At 70.6% G+C, this 18,462-nt stretch carries 14 protein-coding genes, 1 tRNA gene and 1 other RNA gene; 9 read left to right on the forward strand and 7 right to left on the reverse strand.

The window, feature by feature from the left end; genetic code table 11:
* Positions 1-2: 2 nt before the first annotated feature.
* Both QE428_RS08800 and QE428_RS08805 read right to left on the reverse strand, forming a co-directional pair.
* Positions 3-1,364 (reverse strand): extracellular solute-binding protein, encoded by a 1,362-nt coding sequence (locus tag QE428_RS08800; RefSeq protein WP_307468204.1) that lies wholly within the window; start codon positions 1,362-1,364, stop codon positions 3-5.
* Between the two features lie 112 nt (positions 1,365-1,476).
* Entirely contained in the window at positions 1,477-2,709 is a 1,233-nt protein-coding gene (locus QE428_RS08805; RefSeq protein WP_231916542.1) for an ROK family transcriptional regulator, read from the reverse strand.
* Positions 2,710-2,804: 95 nt separating this feature from the next.
* On the opposite strand from QE428_RS08805, the gene QE428_RS08810 reads away from it, so the two are divergent.
* Positions 2,805-3,323: a GNAT family N-acetyltransferase gene (locus tag QE428_RS08810; RefSeq protein ID WP_307468207.1), complete on the forward strand. Its 519-nt coding sequence runs from the start codon at positions 2,805-2,807 to the stop codon at positions 3,321-3,323.
* A gap of 6 nt (positions 3,324-3,329) precedes the next feature.
* On the opposite strand, the gene QE428_RS08815 is transcribed toward QE428_RS08810, so the two are convergent.
* The gene (locus QE428_RS08815) at positions 3,330-4,133 is read right to left on the reverse strand and encodes a hypothetical protein (protein ID WP_091351982.1); all 804 of its coding nucleotides are present in this window, start codon (positions 4,131-4,133) and stop codon (positions 3,330-3,332) included.
* Between the two features lie 143 nt (positions 4,134-4,276).
* Here QE428_RS08815 and QE428_RS08820 point away from each other — a divergent pair, with 143 nt between their 5' ends.
* From QE428_RS08820 to QE428_RS08830, 3 genes are all read left to right on the forward strand, one after another.
* Complete coding sequence (locus tag QE428_RS08820; RefSeq protein ID WP_307468211.1) at positions 4,277-4,723, forward strand: SRPBCC family protein; 447 nt, start codon at positions 4,277-4,279, stop codon at positions 4,721-4,723.
* Positions 4,724-4,797: 74 nt separating this feature from the next.
* On the forward strand, positions 4,798-5,574 hold the full coding sequence (locus QE428_RS08825) for an isocitrate lyase/phosphoenolpyruvate mutase family protein (RefSeq protein WP_307468214.1): 777 nt from the start codon (positions 4,798-4,800) through the stop codon (positions 5,572-5,574).
* Positions 5,575-5,648: 74 nt separating this feature from the next.
* A tRNA-Ser gene (locus QE428_RS08830) sits at positions 5,649-5,740 on the forward strand.
* Positions 5,741-5,796: 56 nt separating this feature from the next.
* Here the strand turns inward: QE428_RS08830 and QE428_RS08835 are convergent.
* The 3 genes from QE428_RS08835 to QE428_RS08845 are packed head-to-tail and all read right to left on the reverse strand — an operon-like array spanning position 5,797 to position 10,321.
* Positions 5,797-8,040 carry a DUF3488 and transglutaminase-like domain-containing protein gene (locus QE428_RS08835; protein ID WP_307468216.1) on the reverse strand — a complete coding sequence of 748 codons (2,244 nt, stop codon included), beginning with the start codon at positions 8,038-8,040 and terminating at the stop codon, positions 5,797-5,799.
* Positions 8,030-9,277 carry a DUF58 domain-containing protein gene (locus QE428_RS08840; RefSeq protein WP_307468219.1) on the reverse strand — a complete coding sequence of 416 codons (1,248 nt, stop codon included), beginning with the start codon at positions 9,275-9,277 and terminating at the stop codon, positions 8,030-8,032. The genes QE428_RS08835 and QE428_RS08840 overlap by 11 nt, the downstream gene beginning before the upstream one ends.
* 12 nt (positions 9,278-9,289) lie before the next feature.
* Positions 9,290-10,321, reverse strand: a complete 1,032-nt coding sequence (locus QE428_RS08845) for a MoxR family ATPase (protein ID WP_205803003.1) — start codon at positions 10,319-10,321, stop codon at positions 9,290-9,292.
* A 90-nt stretch (positions 10,322-10,411) separates the two neighbouring features.
* Here QE428_RS08845 and ffs point away from each other — a divergent pair.
* From ffs to QE428_RS08870, 5 genes are all read left to right on the forward strand, one after another.
* An RNA gene (ffs, locus tag QE428_RS08850) (signal recognition particle sRNA small type) lies at positions 10,412-10,508 on the forward strand.
* 72 nt (positions 10,509-10,580) lie between these two features.
* On the forward strand, positions 10,581-12,719 hold the full coding sequence (pta, locus tag QE428_RS08855) for a phosphate acetyltransferase (protein ID WP_307468224.1): 2,139 nt from the start codon (positions 10,581-10,583) through the stop codon (positions 12,717-12,719).
* The gene (locus QE428_RS08860; protein WP_307468226.1) at positions 12,716-13,939 is read left to right on the forward strand and encodes an acetate/propionate family kinase; all 1,224 of its coding nucleotides are present in this window, start codon (positions 12,716-12,718) and stop codon (positions 13,937-13,939) included. Before pta ends, QE428_RS08860 begins: the two co-directional genes overlap by 4 nt.
* Positions 13,940-13,961: 22 nt before the next feature.
* Positions 13,962-14,684 (forward strand): HAD family phosphatase, encoded by a 723-nt coding sequence (locus QE428_RS08865; RefSeq protein ID WP_307470697.1) that lies wholly within the window; start codon positions 13,962-13,964, stop codon positions 14,682-14,684.
* 59 nt (positions 14,685-14,743) lie between these two features.
* The gene (locus tag QE428_RS08870; protein WP_307468228.1) at positions 14,744-17,362 is read left to right on the forward strand and encodes a glycoside hydrolase family 65 protein; all 2,619 of its coding nucleotides are present in this window, start codon (positions 14,744-14,746) and stop codon (positions 17,360-17,362) included.
* 2 nt (positions 17,363-17,364) lie between these two features.
* Here QE428_RS08870 and QE428_RS08875 read toward each other — a convergent pair whose 3' ends face one another.
* Complete coding sequence (locus QE428_RS08875; protein WP_307470701.1) at positions 17,365-18,462, reverse strand: NAD(P)-binding domain-containing protein; 1,098 nt, start codon at positions 18,460-18,462, stop codon at positions 17,365-17,367.

An 18,462-nucleotide genomic window follows, 5' to 3' on the forward strand; every position in this document is an offset into this window, starting at 1 on the left:
GGTCACTCGGTGACGACTCCGTCGTCACCGGCGATCTTCCGCACGGCGTCGTCGTAGGCGGCGGCGGCTTCGGCGGGCGACTTCTGCCCCGTGATCACGGCCTCCGTCGCCTCCTGCGCGGCGACCGAGACCTGCGGGTAGTCGCTGTTGGCCGGGCGGAAATGGGTGACCGAGACGGCATCCGTCACCGCCTTCACGAACGGGTTCGACTCGAGGTAGGTCGGCTCCTGCGCCACGTCCGTCCGGACCGCGATCTGCGCGTTGTTGATCGCGTACCAGAGCGCGTTCTCCTTGTTGACGACCGTCGTCATGAACTCGAACGCGAGGTCGGGCACATCGGTCTGCGCGGAGGCGGCGAGCGTCCAGCCGCCGGACATGCTGACACCGCCGGGCTCCTGGCCGTCCTGCGTCGGGAACAGCGCCACGCCCATGGTGTCGGCGTACTCGGGCCACGCGAAGTCGCCGCCCTCCGCCCAGAACGACGGCGTGTACGAGCCTTCGACCGTCGCGCCGAGGGTGCCCTGGGGGAACCAGTCTCCGAAGACCGCCTGCCACACGTTGGGGTCGAGAGCCTTGTCGGGGCTGACCGCGTATCCCTCGTCGTACAGCGTCTGGAGGAAGGTCAGCGAGTCGACGAAGCCCTGCGAGCCGACAACCCATTTGCCGGAGTCGTCGTCGAACAGGCCCGTCCCGTCGCCCGTACCGTAGAGCAGCTCGTAGAAGCTCTGCATCACGGTGCCCTCGCCGGTGCCGGTGCCGGCGTACATGTTGAACGGCACGACATCCGGGTCGCTCTGCGTGATCTGCGCGGCGGTCGCCAGGATGTCGTCCCAGCTCTCGGGCTGCCAGGGTGTGCTGACGCCCGCCTTCTCGAGGACGTCCTTGTTGTACCAGATGACGCGGGTGTCCGTACCCAGCGGCAGTGCGTAGGTGCTGCCGTCCTCGCCCTGTCCCGCGGTGCGACCCGCGTCGTCGAACATCTCCCAGTCATCCCATGAGTCGAGCTTGTCGTCGAGCTTCAGGAGGTACCCGGCCTCGATGTCGCTGCGGACGGCGAACGTGTCCTCGTAGAAGACATCCGGTGCGGTGTCGGGCGAGGCTAGCGAGAGCTGGAGCCGGGTCTTGTAGTCGTCGTCCGTCGCGGTGATCGGCTGCAGTTCGACGGTGATCCCTTCGTGGGATGCCTCGAACTCCTTCTTCGCCGTCTGCATCAGCTCGTCGAGGACGGTGAAGGAATCGGTCTTGGAGTAGACGACCGTGACGGTGTCACCGGCGTCGTCGCCGCCGTCCGCGGTGCATCCGCCGAGAAGGAGGACGGCGGCCGATGCGGCTGCGATGGATGTGACGGCGTTGCGAACTCTCACGGGGCCCCCTCGCTCCGAACGATGATGCCCGCACTCCGTGTCCGGACACGGTAAGTCAATCCAGTGGACATAGCCGAGTCAAGGCGCCGCGGCGACTGTGACGTGAATGACATCACGCGGTCGGCACGAGCAGCGACGTCGGCCGGGGGGTGAGTGCCTCGTCGAGGATGAGGCAGGCCGCACCGATCGCTCCGACGTCGGATCCGAGCGCGGTCCCCGACACGACGACCGGGTGGACGCCCCTCGCCGCACGGAGCTCGTCGAGACGAGGTGGCACCGTCTCTGCGAGCACGTGCTCGAGGCGTCCCCAGAAGGGCCCACCGAGGACGATCCGGTCGACGTCGAGAAGATTCGAGACGACGGCCAACGCCCGCGCCATGTGTTCGCTGCAGCGGGCGAGGAGAGTCTGTGCGACCGCGTCGCCGCCATCGGCGCGTGCCACGAGTCGGGTGAGCGCGGCATCCAACTCGGTCGGATCGTCCCCCGTGCGCTGAGCGTCGATGATGCCCCGCCGCTCGGCCTCCTCGATGAGGGGGAGGGGCGCACAGCTCACCGCGATGCAGCCGCGCATTCCGCATGCGCAGGGCAGGCCGTCGGGGTCGACGACGATGTGTCCGATCTCGCCGGCGTTGCCCGATCCGCCTCGGACGACCTCGTCGCCGATGACGAGCCCGACGCCGAGGCCCGTGCCGACGTACAGGAATGCGAAGTTCTGCGCGCCGCCCGGAGCAGCGATCCACTTCTCCGCCACCGCCGCAGCCGTCACATCCTTCTCGAGGAGGACGGTGAGGCCGGTGGCACCCGCCACCGCGTCGCGCAGCGGCACGCGGTCCCACCCGGCGAGGTTGGGCGGGTCGAGGACGATGCCGCGCTCGACGTCGATCGGCCCCGGGGCCGCGATGCCGAGGCCGACGATGCGGCTCCGGTCGATTCCCGAGCCGGTGAGGGTCATCTCGATGTCCTGCGTCAGGACCTCGACCGTGTCGGACGGGTCCTGAGCGAGGGGAGTGGCGCGGGCGTGCCGTGCGATGACCTCGCCGTCGATCGACAACAGGACGACGGTGATGAGCCCCGGATCGAGGTGCACCCCCACGGCGTACCGGCTGCTGCCGACCAGGCGCAGGGTCGTGCGGGGCTTGCCGCGTCCAGAACTCGTGCGGCCCGCCTCTTCGACGATGCCCGCGTCCAGCAGCCGCTGCACGATGTTCGAGACCGTCTGCGCCGACAACCCGGTCGCATCGGCCAACTCGACACGGCTGTAGCCGTGCGATCGACGGATCTGGTCCAGCACGACGGCCTCGTTGTATCCGCCGACGCTCGGTTGGTTGGCTCCGCGTCTGGCCATGAGTGAACCTGCTTTGCTCCAAAGGGCGGTTGATCGAGACTAGCGTGCCGCTCTGATCGGCGGCGATCCCGCGGCATCCCCACTACATTCGTGGCATGCCCGCTGCATCTGCGTTCCCCTCTCGCACGCTCGACGACGGTGCCGCGCTGCGCGTCGCCGCGCCCGGCGACGAGGCCGGCATCCTCGCTGCCATCCATGCGCTCGCCGCGTACGAGCGGGAACCGGATGCCGTGCGCACGACGACTACCGACCTGACGTCGTCTCTGTTCGGCGACGACCCGAAAGCTTTCGCGCACGTGATCGAACGGGGCGGTGAGATCCGCGCCATCGCCGTGTGGTTCCTGACCTTCTCGACCTGGACCGGACGCCACGGGATCTGGCTGGAGGACCTCTTCGTCGACGAGGCCGATCGCGGCCGCGGTTACGGGACCGCACTCCTCGCCTCGCTCGCCACGGTCGCGCTCGAGCGCGGATATCCGCGCCTCGAATGGACGGTCCTGGACTGGAACGCGCCGGCCGTCGGGTTCTACCGTTCGATCCGCGCCGAGGCGATGGACGAGTGGACGACGCAGCGCATGACCGGCGAGGCGCTCACCGCCCTCGCCGCCCGCTGACGCGTCTCAGGACAGGGGCGTGATCGTGACGGGCTCGCCGAGACCCGTGAGGTGCTGCGTCACCGTCGCGGTGCGACCCAGGAAGCCGGTCGTGGATTCGGCGGCGACGGGGCGACCGTCGGCGGTCAGCCACAGCGTGTAGGAATCGATCGGGATGTCGTACCACGAGTACGCCGCGCCGCTCTCGAGACGGTAAGCGTCGACCGATCCGCCATCCGGGGTCTCGACCTTCTCCGGAGCATCGGACACCGACCAGCTCTCGCCCGCCCCGATGAGGTCTCCCATGAAACCAGGGTCCGAGAAGACCCGGTACACCTCGGCGGTGGAGCCGGCGGCCTGGGATCCGGCGTCGGAGGCGCCCACATCGGCGACGACCGGCCCGTCTCCTTCGTCGAGCAGCATGACACCGTCGACGAAGCTGATGGCGGCAGGGCCCGCCCCGGTCTCGAGATCGCCGCGGAACTCGAACGCGGGGTCGTAGTGATAGACGACCGTGCCCGCCAGTTCGTCGCCGTCGATGGTCAGGGTGCCTGAGTCGTAGCGGACGAGCGTCGCCTGGATGCACGGTCCGAGATCGGCGCCGGCGACCGTTCCGGCGCTGAGATCCAGGGTCTCGCACTCCGGCGGGGTGTCCACGGCCGGAGCCGCTGTCGTGGGAGAGGGGGCCGGTTCCGTCGCGGTCGGAGAGGGGGCGGGCGCGCCGCTCGCCGACGACGCGGGAGGAGCGGGCGTGGTCTGACCCGTGCACCCGGCGAGGGCGAGGGTGAGGGCGACCGCGGCGACGGGCAGCGGCAGGACAGAGGTGCGCACGGTGCGGCTCCTTGCGTCGGAGTGGCGGAGTCGCCGACGAGCCTACCCGCCGCCTATCGGTCCGACGCAGGAGACGCAAGCCCCTGCTGCCGATCGGCCGGCTCGCTCGATGATGGGTCGCACATTCCGACGAGAGGAGAACCGTGGCCAGCATCATCGAAACCGTCGACGTCACCGTGCCCGTGTCGACCGCGTACAACCAGTGGACCCAGTTCGAGTCCTTCCCCCACTTCCTCAGCTACGTGCAGTCGATCACCCAGATCGACGAGACGACGACGCGATGGAACGTGAAGATCGGCGGAGCGGAGCGGGAGTTCACCGCGCACATCACCGAGCAGCACCCCGACGAACGCGTCGCGTGGAAGAGCGTCGACGAAGATCACGCCGGCGTCGTCACCTTCCACCGCTTGAGCGACACCGAGACGCGAGTGACCGTGCAGCTCGACTGGAAGCCCGAGGGCTTCGTCGAGACCGTCGGCGCCGCGATCGGCATCGACGACCATGCGGTGAAGAAGGACCTGCAGAAGTTCAAGGAATTCATCGAATCCCGCGGCGCTGAGACCGGTGCCTGGAGAGGCGACGTGGGCTGAGCGGACGGCCCGTCCGATCGCTCCTCGACGGCCCGGTGGTGCATTCCACCGGGCCGTCGTGGCACGGTGGAGGCATGAGCACTCTCTCCGTCGACGGCCGCGCTCGCCGCCTCCGCGACCTCCACGCCGCCCCCGAGATCCTCCGCGTCGTCAACGTGTGGGACGTGATCTCCGCGAAAGCCGTCCTCGCCCTGCCGGAGACGCGCGCCATCGCCACGGCGGGCCACTCCATCGCCGCATCCTTCGGATACGACGACGGCAGCATCCCGCTCGAGACGACCCTCGACATGGTCGGGCGCATCGTCGCCGCCGCCGGCGACGTGCCGGTGTCGGCCGACCTCGACGACGGGTACGCCGACACCGGCGACACCGTTCGGCGCGCGATCGGTGTCGGCATCGCCGGGGCGAACATGGAAGACCGGCTCCGTCCCTTCGACGAGTCCGTCGCCCGGGTGGCCGCCGCCGTCCGGGCCGCTGAGGCGGAGGGGGTCCCGTTCGCCCTCAACGCCCGGACCGACGCGTTCGTCCGCGGCGGCGACCGCCCGCTCGAGGAATCGATCGCGGATGCCGTCGCCCGCGGCCGCGCTTTCATCGACGCGGGTGCCGATGTCGTCTTCGTGCCCGGCCAGCTCGACGCCGAGACGACGGCGCGGCTCGTCGAGGGCATTGGCCGCGTGAGCGTGATCGGCCTTCCCGGTGCCCTCCGCGCGGCGGAGTACGAGAAGCTCGGCGTCGCCCGGATCTCGTACGGCCCGCTCACGCAGCGCGTCGCCCTGACCGCCTACCAGGACCTCGCCGCCGATCTGTACCGGGACGGTGTGATCCCCGACAGCACGCGAGCCCTCAACTGAGCCCCGTGTGATGGATGCCGCCGGCCCGACCGGTGCGCGAGGCGCGCGGAGCCTGCGTGGTAGGCTCTCCCGTTGGAAGCGTGTCCGAGCGGCCGAAGGAGCATGGCTGGAATCCATGTAGGCGGGGTAACTCGTCTCGCAGGTTCAAATCCTGTCGCTTCCGCCAGAGCGAAGCCCCGCACCTCGAGGTGCGGGGCTTCGTCGTTCCCGGCGTCCCGGATGTCAGCGCCCGAGCGGCGTCGCCTCGGCGAAGGTCGAGCCGGGACGGATGACGAGGGACCGGGGGAGCAGTCGCCCGACGAGGCGTCGGGACGCCGACACGGAGGCGAACAGTCCGGAGCGGACAGCGGCGGCATCCGTCGTCAGCTCCGTCCCGTCGGTGTCGGCGAACGATCCGGGCAGGGCATAGCTCGACCGTTCGACCGCGCTCACCAGACGCTCCACCGCCGCCTCCGGGGCGCCGTGGTCGCGCCGGAGCCGGTCGCCGAACGCCCGAGGGGATTCGGAATCGGGGACCGGGATGCCGAGGTCGATCGCCGCATCCTGGACGAGACGCCACGCCGCCCCGGCGCTGCCCCGGCGGGCCTGCGTCACGCGCCTCCGGAACAGCGCCGCGCGGACGAGGGCGGGCAGGGCGAGCACGAGCAGAGCGCCGAGCAGGATGCCGATAGCCGGCAGGACCCGCAGGATCGAGAACGTCGTCGCCTGCGGGGTGCCCGCCGTGGGGTCCTCTTCGGGGCGGGGCGCCGAGGATGCGGTGGGGGTCGGCTCCGCGGCGGCCGTCGGCGTCGGCGTCGGCTCGGGCTCGTTCGACGTGTCCTGCTCGGAGGTGAACCGCTGGGCCACGCCGAGGCTCTTCGTCGGTTCGAAGGGGACCCAGCCGATGCCGTCGAAGAAGATCTCGGGCCAGGCGTGCAGCTGGGCCGTGGTGGCCTGATACACGCGTTGGTCGTCGACGACGTCGCCGGTGGGCAGACCGGGCAAAAAGCCGACGACGACCCGCGAGGGCATGTCGAGGGTCCGCGCCATGATCGCGAACGCCGACGCGAAGTGCACGCAGTACCCGGACCGGACCTGGAGGAAGGTCGAGACGGCTTCGATCCCCGATCCGTCGAAGCCGTCCTCGACGGGTGCGTCGAGGGAGTAGTCGAACTCGGGACCTCGGAACCACGACTGCAGCGCGAGCAGACGGTCGTAGTCGTTCGACGCGTCGGCGGTAACCTCGGCGGCCAGTTCCGCGATCTCGGGTGAGGTGTCGGCGGGCAGGTCGCGGGCCTGCTGCGGTCCGCCGCTCGCCTCGGCGGCCCGTGCCTGCTCGAGGGTGGGCCGGGGTGTGCGGCTGACGACCTCGAACTGCTGCCCGCGCGCGGCCGTCGAAGGGGAGACGACCGTCCCGTTGGCGGGGGCGATCCGCCAGAGCCCCGTCACCCCGTCGACCGAGACGGCGTCGGCGGGCACCGGCAACTGGGCCGACGACAGGTCGAGCACCTCGACTGTGCGTCGCTCCTCGGCGATCTCGATCCCGTCGCCGGCGGCGTCCTCGGGCGACCACTCGTCGAGCGGCACCGAGCGGCTCCGATCGGGCTGCCAGGAGTCGCCCTCGAGCTCGGTCAGCGTGGCCACGCGGAGGTAGGCCGGGGCGGACGCCGCGCTCCACTGCGTGACCACCGGCACCTCGGCGGGCCGACGGAGATCGTCGCCGAGGTTCAGCGACGCGTCGATTCGCGTGCCGCCGCCCAGCCCGCCGCTGGGCGCGGCGGGTGAGGGGAGAGCCGGTGCGGCGATGACGGCGATGACGACGGCGGATGCCGCGATCACGGCCGCGACCGCGCCGACACCGCCGCGCGGCGCGGCCGTCGACCGGGTCCGGTCGCGTCCGCGCGTTTCGGTGCGCAGCAGCCACAGGAGCGCGAGCGCAAGAAGGGTGAACGCCCAGAGATCGATCGGGCGGGGGACGGCGAGCGTCGGGATCAGCCAGACGGCGATCAGTGCGACACCGGCGAGCAGCGGCATCCGTGCCGTCAGGACGACGTGATCGAGCGCGATGGCGAGCAGCCCGACGGCGCCCACGATGAGGAAGGTCAGCGACGCGGACGCGTCGATGGGGGCGACCCCCACCGCGATGTCGTTGCTCGCGATCTCGATCAGTCGCGGCACCCGGGCGAACGCCTCGCCCGACGGGACGACGAACAGCCACGCCACGTCGGAGAAGAAGACGGCTGTCATGATCGCGGTCCACACCGCCGCGAGGATGAGGGTGACGAGCACGGCGCTCACCCGCAGACGACGCAGCAGGTAACCCGCTCCCAGGAGCACCGCCGCGAGCACGAACGCGAGCGCCGCCCACGCACCTCCGGAGACCACGGTGAACAGCGGGACGAGGGATGCCACCAGGGCCAGCAGCAGCGCCGTCGTCGACAGGCCGTCGTGCCGAGGGCGCGTCGCCTCGCTGAGCTCATCCGACATGGCCGCGTAACCCTTCCATCCCGGGGACGCCGGACCAGAGCGATTCGAGTTCGTCCTCGGGCTCGAGGCTGTGCACGCGCCATCCCGTCTCGCGCGCCACGCGGAGCGCGTCGCCCGCCCCGGCGAGGGCGAACAGCACCGGCATGCTGCTGTGGCCCACGATCGGAGCCAGGGACGCGGCATCCGCCGGATAGATCTCCCCGGTGATGACGACGACGGGTCCCAGAGTCGCCCCGGCGAACAGCGGGGCGAGGTCCGTCAGGGCGCCGGCGCGGCTCGCCGTGAGTGTGGCGAACGCTGTCGTCATCGCCTCGAGCGCAGCGGTGTCGCCACCCTCGATCGGGTCGAAGAGCTCCGTCCCGTCGACGTCGATGACCGCGACGCTGTACCCCTCACGGATGAAGCGCGCGGCGGCCGAGACGACCGTCGAGACGGCTGCCTCGAAGTCGAGGTCCTCGCCGGGGGAGCGCAGCGCGTCTGCGCTCCATCTCGCGACCGCTCGGTCGAAGACGATGACCGCCTCGGGGTTCGACTCGCGTTCCTCCTGCCGCACCATGAGTTCGCCGCGGTGAGCGCTGGCCCGCCAGTGGATGCGGCGCATCGAGTCGCCGGGGGCGTAGGTGCGGGGAATGAGGTTGTCGGCGCCCTGGCCGAGCTTGTCGGTGACCGACTGCATGGTTCCGCCCGCTGCTCCGGGGAAGTCGTCGAACATCTCCAGCGCCACCACGGCCGGGGCGATCGTGAGGGGAACGGCTCCGCCGAGCTCCTGCCGGCGGCGAGACAGGCCGAAGGGATCCGTGGTCTCGACCACGAGCGGCCCGATCGGGCGGACACCGCGCCGCCGGGCGCGCACGCGGTAGGAGATGTCGACACGGTGGCTGCCCGAGACGAGACCGGATCGCAGCGCCGGGTAGACACCGGTCGGTTCGCCCTCGACGCCGCGAGGCAGTCGATCGTGCCAGGTGCCGACGATCGTCGGCAGGACCGAGCGCGACTCGATGCGCACGCGCACATCGACGTCGGCCCCGACCGAGGCGACGGGCGGCGCGAACGAGCGGCGGACGCCGTCGGCGCGGTGACCGAGCCACAGTGAGGCGAAGGAGAGGCCGACCGCGGCCACCAGCAGGACGCCGAAGAAGAGGAGCGCCGGAACGCCGAACGCGGGAGCGAGGATGAACGCCGCGAAGGCGAGCACGATCGCGCCCGTGCCTCGGGGGGTGAGCGGCCACCGTGTCATGGGGACGTTCGCTCAGCGCGCGGCGACCGGCACGCGCACCGACCTGACGATCTGCTCGAGAGCCGCCGCGACCAGGTCGACTCCGCCTCGTCCGCGCGAGACCGCGGCGCCGCGCGCGGCGATCAGACGGTGGGCGAAGACGGGCTCGAGCAGCGACACGAGGTCGTCGGGGATGACGTATTCGCGGCCTTCGAGCGCCGCCCAGACCTTCGCCGCCCGGACGAGCTGCAGCGTCGCGCGAGGGCTGGCGCCGAGGCGCAGATCGCCGTGCTCGCGCGTCGCGCGCGACAGTGCGACGGCGTATTCCTCGACGGCGGGCGAGACGTGCACGGTCCGAGCCCACGCGATGAGCGCGGACACGCGGTCCGCGGTGGTCACGGCGCGGATGGCGTCGAGCGGGTTTCCGGTGTCGCGCTGACGCAGCATGAGCGCTTCGTTCTCAGCATCCGGATACCCCATCGAGATGCGCATCATGAACCGATCCCGCTGGGCTTCGGGGAGGGCGTAGGTGCCCTCCATCTCGAGCGGATTCTGCGTCGCGACGACGAGGAAGGGCTCGGGCAGGCCCCGGCTCGTGCCGTCGACGGTGACCTGCCGCTCCTCCATCGCCTCGAGCAGAGCGGACTGCGTCTTGGGCGATGACCGGTTGATCTCGTCGGCGATGACGATGTGGGCGAAGATCGCGCCCGGTTTGAAATCGAACCGGCCCTCGGACTGGTCGTAGACGCTCACGCCGGTCACGTCGCTGGGCAGCAGGTCGGGCGTGAACTGGATGCGGCGCACGGTCGCCTGGATCGAGCTGCCCAGTGCCCGCGCGAGCATCGTCTTGCCGACTCCCGGAACGTCTTCGATGAGCAGATGACCCTCGGCCAGGAGGCAGACGAGCGCGGCGCGCACGGCGTGCGGCTTGCCGTCGATGACCTTCGACACCGAATCGACGAGCGCGGCGGTCGTCTCCGCGAAAGCGGTCGCGTCGACTCGGGTCGTCGCCCGCATCGGGGCCTGGCCTTCCGGCGCCGTCATGGTCGTCTGGTCGTCGGTCATCCGTCCCCCTCACGCGGTGGGCGCAGCAGCGCGCCAGGACCGATGCTAACCCGGCGTCGCTGGGCGGCGGCCGACGTCGGGTAGACTTGCAGCAGCTCTCCGCGAGACGGCACCCAGGCCAACTCCCCCAGGACGGAAACGTAGCAAGGGTAACCGGGCTCTGCCGGGTTCGCGGAGAGTCTTTCTTTTGCCCTGATGCCGTTCGGCGAGATGGGGCGGCACCCAGCCGGTGCATGGGCCGCGAGCCTAGGCTGGGAGCGTGGCTCAGAGCATCTACATCACCTCCGCCGAAGGTCACTCCGGCAAGTCGACGATCGCCCTGGGTGTCCTCGACACCCTGAGCCGTCGGTCGCCGCGCGTCGGGGTGTTCCGAGCGATCGCCCGGTCCACCGAGGAGCGCGACTACGTGCTCGAGATGCTCCTCGACCACGACGGCGTTGACCTCGGCTACGACGAGTGCATCGGCGCCACCTACGACGAGGTCCGCGCCGACCCCGATGCCGCCCTCGGTCGCATCGTCGAGCGGTACAAGGCCGTCGAAGCCCAATGCGACGCCGTCGTCATCATCGGCAGCGACTACACCGACGTGGGGAGCCCCGCCGAGCTCGGCTACAACGCGCGGATCGCCGCGAACCTCGGGGCTCCGGTCCTCGTCGTGTTGTCGGGGCAGCCCGCCGACGGTGAGCGGTCGACGGATGCCGCGGGCCTGTCTCCCGAGCAGGTGGGGAACCTCGCCACGCTCGCCCTGGCCGAGCTCAAGCACGAGCGTGCGGGCATCTTCGCGGTCGTCGTCAACCGCGCCGACCCCGACCGACTCGACGACATCGTCTCCGCCGTGCGGCGTGTGCCCGCCGCCGAGGGCGACATCGGCGTCTGGGCGATCCCCGAGGACGCCTACCTCGTGGCGCCCTCGGTTCGTGACGTCGCCCGATCGCTGGACGCGACGCTCATGAAGGGTGACGAGGCCCTGCTCGAGCGGGAGGTGCTCCACGTCGTCGTCGCGGGGATGTCGCTCAACAACGTCCTGCCGCGTCTCGAAGAGGCGGCCATCCTCGCCGTGGCGGCCGACCGCACCGAGGTGCTGCTCGCAGCGCTGCTGGCCAACGCGTCCGGCACCTTCCCGTCGCTGTCGGGCATCGTCCTCTACGGACCCTTCGAGCTGCCCGAGCACGTCGAGCGGTTGATCGACGGTCTCGACTCGAACCTCCCGATCCTCGCGACCGATCAGGGCACCTATGAGACCGTCCGCGGAATCATGAGCGCACGCGGTCGCCTCGCCGCCCACTCGCAGCGCCGCTACGACACCGCCCTGTCGCTGTTCGACCAGCACGTCGACACCGACGACCTGCTGCGACGCATCGGCCTCGCGAGCTCGAGTGTCGTCACGCCGCTCATGTTCCAGTACGGCCTCATCGAGCGGGCGCGCAGCGAGCGGCGCCGCATCGTGCTGCCCGAGGGGAGCGACGACCGCATCCTCCGCGCCGCCGCGACGGCCCTCGCACGCGGGATCGCCGACATCACGATCCTCGGTGAGCCCATCGAGGTGCGCTCCCGCGCGCTCGAACTGGGTCTCGACATCCAGGCCGCCGAGGTCCTCAGCCCGTTCGACGCCGTCCACGTCGACAAGTTCGCCCGGGAGTACGAGCGGCTGCGCGCTCACAAGGGCCTAACGTTCCGCCAGGCCGCCGACACCGTCACGGACGTCTCCTACTTCGGCACGCTCATGGTGCACCTGGGGCTCGCCGACGGCATGGTCTCGGGTGCGGCGCACACGACGGCGCACACGATCCGTCCCGCGTTCGAGATCATCAAGACGAAGCCGGGTGTGGACGTGGTCTCGAGCGTGTTCCTGATGGCGCTCGCCGACCGTGTGCTCGTCTACGGCGACTGCGCCGTGATCCCCGACCCGACCGCACCGCAGCTCGCCGACATCGCCGTGTCGTCAGCCGCGACGGCGGACCAGTTCGGGATCTCGCCGCGGGTCGCGATGCTGTCGTACTCGACCGGGGAGTCCGGCTCCGGCGCCGACGTCGAGAAGGTCCGCGAGGCCACCGCGCTCGTGCGCGAGCGCGCCCCGAAGCTTCTCGTCGAAGGTCCCATCCAATACGACGCCGCGACCGATGCCGCCGTCGCCGCGACGAAGATGCCGGGGTCGGACGTCGCGGGCCGTGCCACGGTCTTCGTGTTCCCCGACCTGAACACCGGCAACAACACGTACAAGGCCGTGCAGCGCTCGGCGGGCGCCGTCGCGATGGGGCCGGTCCTGCAGGGTCTCAACAAGCCCATCAACGACCTCTCCCGCGGAGCGCTCGTCGAGGACATCGTGAACACGATCGCGATCACCGCGATCCAAGCCCAGAACGCGGCGGATGCCGCAGCCCCGGAGACCCGCGCATGACCCCCGTCCTCGTCATCAACAGCGGCTCGTCGTCGTTCAAGTACCAGCTCGTCGACGTCGAGACCGAGCGAGCTCTGGCCTCCGGGCTCGTGGAGCGGATCGGCGAGGCGACCGGCGTCGCCACGCACACCGTCTTCTTCGCCGGGGAGGGAGCCGGCGTCACCGCGACGAAGGCGACGACGCGCATCGAGCGCCCGATCCCTGACCACACGACAGGCTTCGCGGTCATGCTCGACGCCTTCGACGCTCAGGGCCCGTCGCTCGAGCGGGACCGCCCCGTCGCGGTCGGCCATCGCGTTGTCCAGGGCGGTGCGCGCTTCTTCGAGCCGACGCTCGTCACCCCGCTCGTCGAGATCAACATCGACGAGCTCTCGGCCCTCGCGCCACTGCACAACCCCGGGGCGCTCCAGGGCATCCGCGCGGCGCGGGCGGCGTTCGCCGACGTGCCCCACGTCGCCGTGTTCGACACCGCCTTCCACCAGACGATGCCGGCGGCGGCATATACGTACGCCATCGACCGCGAGACGGCGCAGAAGCACCGCATCCGCAAGTACGGCTTCCACGGCACGAGCCACAAATTCGTGAGCGAGGCAGCCGCCGCCTTCCTCGGTCGGCCCCTCTCCGACCTTTCCCAGATCGTGCTGCACCTCGGCAACGGTGCCTCCGCGACCGCGATCCGCGGCGGCGAGTCGGTCGACACGTCGATGGGGCTCACTCCGCTCGAAGGCCTCGTGATGGGAACCCGCTCGGGCGACATCGACCCCTCCGTCCTCGGCGTCCTCGCCCGGCGCGAGGACATGACACCGGGGGAGCTCGACTCGTTCCTCAACAAGAGGAGCGGGCTGCTCGGCCTCGCCGGCGCCTCCGACATGCGCGACATCGACTCGCGCCGCCGAGAGGGGGATGCCGACGCGAGCCTCGCCTTCGACGTCTACATCCACCGGCTCCGCGCCTACATCGGCGCCTATCTCGCGCAGCTCGGCGGCGCCGACGTCATCTCGTTCACGGCGGGCGTGGGCGAGAACTCCGCTGTCGTGCGCGCCGCCGCGCTCGAGACCTTCGGCTTCGCCGGGGTGCGACTGGACGCCGAGCGCAACGCCTCGAGCGAGCGCGGCATCCGGGTCATCTCCACCGACGACTCGCCCGTCACCGTCCTCGTCGTCCCCACCGACGAGGAACTCGAGATCGCCCGCCAGGCCCACGCGGTCGCGACGGCGTGACGGATACGCTGTACCGGTGACGATGGCCGACCTCCCCGACCTCACCCGCTACGACGGCGTCCTCTTCGACCTCGACGGCGTGCTGACGCCCACGGCCGAAGTCCACATGCACGCCTGGGAGAGCATGTTCACCGAGCTGTTCACCGCCTGGGGCATCGACCCGGCCTACGCCGAGGGCGACTACTTCGAGCACCTCGACGGCAAGAAGCGCTACGACGGCGTCGCGAGCCTCCTGCGCTCCCGTGACGTCGAGGTCCCGTGGGGCGATCCGTCCGACGATCCGTCGGCCGACACGGTGTGCGGCATCGGCAACCGGAAGAACCTCGTGTTCGAGCGTGTCCTGCGCGCCGAGGGGATCGCCGCCTACCCCGGATCGCTCGCGCTCGTCGAGAAGCTCCAGGCAGCCGGCATCCCGATCGCCGTCGTCTCCAGCTCGAAGAACGCCCGCGAGGTCCTCACCGCCGCGGGGATCGTCGACCGCTTCCCGGTCATCATGGACGGCGTCGTCGCCGAGACCGAGCACCTGGCCTCCAAGCCCGCACCCGACGTCTTCGCCCGTGCCGCCGAGATGCTCGGCGTCGATCCGGCGCGGAGCGCTGCGGTCGAGGACGCGCACTCGGGCGTGCGCTCGGCCGCTGCCGCCGGGTACGGTCTCGTGGTGGGTGTCGACCGAGGCGCGGGCGCGGACGCGCTGCGCGAGGCCGGCGCCCACGTCGTCGTCGACGACCTCGCCGTCTTCGTCTGACGCGTCAGACCCCCGGCATCTCCTTCACCTCTCGTCCTGTCTCCCGAAAAGGACCCTTCATGATCGATCGTCAGCGCTTCCCCGTGGACCCGTGGCGTCTCGTCGAGACGTCGTTCTCCCTCGATGATCCCGGCGTCACCGAGACCATCTTCGCCGAGGGCAACGGCTACCTGGGGCTGCGCGGCAACCACCCCGAGGGACGCCACGCGCACGAGCACGGCACCTTCCTCAACGGGTTCCACGAGGTGTTCCCCATCCGGCACGCCGAGCGCGCCTTCGGGTTCGCCGAGGTCGGGCAGACGATCATCAACGCTCCCGACAGCAAGGTCATGCGGGTCTACGTCGACGACGAGCCGCTCTCGCTCGACATCGCGGACCTCCGCGAGTACGAGCGCGCCCTGGACATGCGACGGGGCGTCCTCACCCGCCATGTCCGCTGGATGACCCCGAGCGGCAAGGACGTCGTCGTCGACTACGAACGGCTCGTGTCGTTCGAGGAGCGGCACGTCGCCGTCATGCGGATCTCGGTGACCGTCCTCAACGCCGACGCCCCCGTCACCGTCAGCTGCCAGCTGATCAACCGACAGGACGGTCAGGACGTCTACGGCGGTGCCGCGCACGGCGCGAAACCCGAAGCCGCGTTCGACCCGCGGAAGGCCGACGGATTCCACGGGCGTGTTCTGCAGCCCGAGGAGTACTGGCAGGACGGCGACCGCTCGGCGCTGTCGTACAAGGTGACGGAGTCGGGCATGACCGTCGCCGTCGTCGCCGACCACCTCGTCGAGACCGAGAACGAGTACTCCTCCCGGTCGCTCGTCGAGCCCGACATCGCCAAGAACGTCTTCCGTGTGCAGGCCCGCCAGGGCGTACCCGTCACGATCACGAAGGCCGTCGCGTACCACACGTCCCGCGGTGTCCCCGCCCGTGAGCTCGTGGAGCGCGGTCGCCGCACACTCGACCGCGTCGAGCACGAAGGCATCCAGAACCTGTTCGATCGTCAGCAGGCGTGGATCTCGGCGTTCTGGGAGCGTTCGGACGTCGTCATCGAGGGGCACGACGATCTGCAGCAGGCGACGCGCTGGTGCCTGTACCAACTCGCCCAGGCAGCCGCCCGCGCCGATTCGCTCGGCGTGCCGGCGAAGGGCGTCACGGGCTCGGGGTACAGCGGCCACTACTTCTGGGACACCGAGGTCTACGTCCTGCCGTTCCTCGCCTACACGACGCCGCTCTGGGCGCGGAACGCTCTCCGGATGCGGTACCTCATGCTCCCCGCCGCTCGGAAGCGTGCGGGTCAGCTGAACGAGGCGGGCGCCCTCTTCCCGTGGCGGACGATCAACGGCGAGGAAGCCTCGGCCTACTACGCGGCGGGCACCGCGCAGTACCACATCAACGCCGACATCGCCTTCGCCCTCGGCAAGTACGTCCGCGCGACGGGGGACACCGAGTTCCTCTACCGCGAAGGCGTCGACATCCTCGTCGAGACGGCGCGTCTGTGGGCGACCCTCGGGTTCTGGCGGTTCACCGAGACGGGCGACCCCGAGAGCTTCCACATCCACGGTGTGACGGGCCCCGACGAGTACACGACGGTCGTCAACGACAACCTCTTCACGAACGTCATGGCCCGCTACAACCTGCGCTACGCCGCGCGGGTCGTCCGCGAGATGTCCATCGACCAGCCCGAGGCGTATCGCGCGATGGCCGAGCGTCTCGATCTCGACGAAGCCGAGCCCGTCGCGTGGCAGAGCGCCGGCGAGGCCATGCACATCCCGTACAGCGAGGCCCTCGGCATCCACCCGCAGGATGCGGTCTTCCTCGAGCGGGAGGTGTGGGACCTCGAGAACACCCCCGAGGAGCAGCGTCCGCTCCTACTGCACTTCCACCCGCTCGTGATCTACCGCTACCAGGTGCTCAAGCAGGCCGACGTCGTGCTCGCGCTGTTCCTGCAGGGCAACCAGTTCACGCCCGCCGAGAAACTCGCCGACTTCGAGTACTACGACGCGCTGACGACGGGCGACTCGACGCTGTCCGCCGTCGTCCAGGCGATCCTCGCGGCGGAGGTCGGGTATCAGGACCTCGCGCTGGAGTACTTCCGGGAGTCGGCCTTCGTCGACCTCGGCGACCTGCACGCGAACGCCTCGGACGGCGTGCACGTTGCCTCCGCGGGCGGGGTGTGGACCGCGCTCGTCGCCGGATTCGGCGGCATGCGGGACCATCGCGGTGCACTGACCTTCGATCCGCGCCTGCCCGCGGACTGGCCGTCGCTGTCCTACACGCTGCACTGGCACGGCACGCGCCTGCAGGTCACGGTCCGCCGTGACGAGATGGTCGTCACTGCCGGAGACGGCGACGCCGTGTCGTTCACGGTCCGCGGCGCGGGCTACACGGTCGTGGGCGGAGAGACGGTGACCGTTCCGCTCGACGGCCAGGGCCCCGTCATCCCAGGGCGGCCGACGCTGCAGCAGATCGGCGAGCAGCTCCGTGAGGACGGTACGCTCCTGTCCGCTTCGGTTCCCGACGCGACGGCCGCGACCTCGGTTCCGGTCCACACCGGCACGATCCCGGTCGTGACGGTCGATCCGGAGGGGACGGATGCCGCGGACGAGATCGCGGCCGACGCCGACACCCGCACGCAGCAGATCCCGACGCTGGGCGCCGGTGAGGTGACCGCGCGGGTCTGAGCTCAGTCGGCGGCGCGGTCGCGGACGATCATCCGGACCGCGTCGCGACCGGCGCGGTTCGCACCGACCGTCGACTGCGACGGGCCGTACCCGATGAGGAACAGGCGCGGCTCGTCGATCGCGCGGGTGTCGCGCACGCGGACGCCGCCGGCCGCGGTGCGCAGCCGCAGCGGTGCGAGGTGCGCGATGTCGGCGCGGAAACCGGTGGCCCAGAGGATGACGTCCGCGGGCTGGAGGGTGCCGTCGGGCATCCGTACGCCCTCCGGTTCGATGGCGGTGAACATCGGATGCCACACCAGGGCGCCGCGGTCCTCTGCGGCCTCCGCCCACGGCGACCAGTGAGCGCCCGTGACCGAGACGACGCTCCCCGGCGGCAGCCCCTGCCGGACGCGTTCCTCCACGCCCGCGATCGCCTGGATCCGCGCGGCCGTATCGAACCCGGTCGCGTCCCACTGGGGCTCGGTGCGCGACACCCAGAACGTGTCGGTCACCTGCGAGATCTCGTCGAGCAGTTGGATCGCCGAGACCCCGGCACCCACGATGACGACGCGCTGATCACGGAACTCCTCGGCGGACCGGTAGTCGTGGACGTGCAGCTGACGGCCCGCGAACGAGCTCTGCCCGGGGTAGGTCGGCCAGAACGGCTTCCGCCACGTCCCGGTGGCGTTGACGACGTATCGCGCCGACCACGAGAGCGGGCCGTCGGCATCCTGCGCATCCACCGTCAGCAGCCCGCGCGGATCGTCGTCCGCGCGTCGGACCGCGCGGACTCGGACGGGGCGTCGCACGCGCAGGTCGAACCGATCCTCGTACGCGGCGAAGTAGGCGGGCAGGACCTCGCGGCTCGGGGCCTGCGGATCGGCCGGCGGCACGGCGTAACCGGGCAGTTCATGGATGCCGTTCACCGTCCCCATGCGCAGGGTCGCCCAGCGGTGCTGCCACGCGCCGCCGGGCTCGGACTCAGCGTCGAGCACGACGAAGGTGGGCGAGCCGTCAGCGTCACCGAGAGGGACGAACCCGCGGCGACGCAGGTGGTACGCAGCGCTCAGTCCCGCCTGACCTGCCCCGATGACGAGGACATCGACGGGCGCGGGGGACAT

Source organism: Microbacterium sp. SORGH_AS_0505 (assembly GCF_030818715.1).
Classification (GTDB): Bacteria; Actinomycetota; Actinomycetes; order Actinomycetales; family Microbacteriaceae; genus Microbacterium.

Excerpts from the sequence above, each read along its gene's own strand:
- QE428_RS08805 (WP_231916542.1), bottom strand. The coding sequence starts at position 2,709 with ATGGCCAGACGCGGAGCCAACCAACCGAGCGTCGGCGGATACAACGAG.
- QE428_RS08810 (WP_307468207.1), top strand. The coding sequence starts at position 2,805 with ATGCCCGCTGCATCTGCGTTCCCCTCTCGCACGCTCGACGACGGTGCC.
- QE428_RS08825 (WP_307468214.1), top strand. The coding sequence starts at position 4,798 with ATGAGCACTCTCTCCGTCGACGGCCGCGCTCGCCGCCTCCGCGACCTC.
- QE428_RS08835 (WP_307468216.1), bottom strand. The coding sequence starts at position 8,040 with ATGTCGGATGAGCTCAGCGAGGCGACGCGCCCTCGGCACGACGGCCTG.
- QE428_RS08840 (WP_307468219.1), bottom strand. The coding sequence starts at position 9,277 with ATGACACGGTGGCCGCTCACCCCCCGAGGCACGGGCGCGATCGTGCTC.
- QE428_RS08845 (WP_205803003.1), bottom strand. The coding sequence starts at position 10,321 with ATGACCGACGACCAGACGACCATGACGGCGCCGGAAGGCCAGGCCCCG.
- QE428_RS08860 (WP_307468226.1), top strand. The coding sequence starts at position 12,716 with ATGACCCCCGTCCTCGTCATCAACAGCGGCTCGTCGTCGTTCAAGTAC.
- QE428_RS08865 (WP_307470697.1), top strand. The coding sequence starts at position 13,962 with ATGGCCGACCTCCCCGACCTCACCCGCTACGACGGCGTCCTCTTCGAC.
- QE428_RS08870 (WP_307468228.1), top strand. The coding sequence starts at position 14,744 with ATGATCGATCGTCAGCGCTTCCCCGTGGACCCGTGGCGTCTCGTCGAG.
- QE428_RS08875 (WP_307470701.1), bottom strand. The coding sequence starts at position 18,462 with ATGTCCCCCGCGCCCGTCGATGTCCTCGTCATCGGGGCAGGTCAGGCG.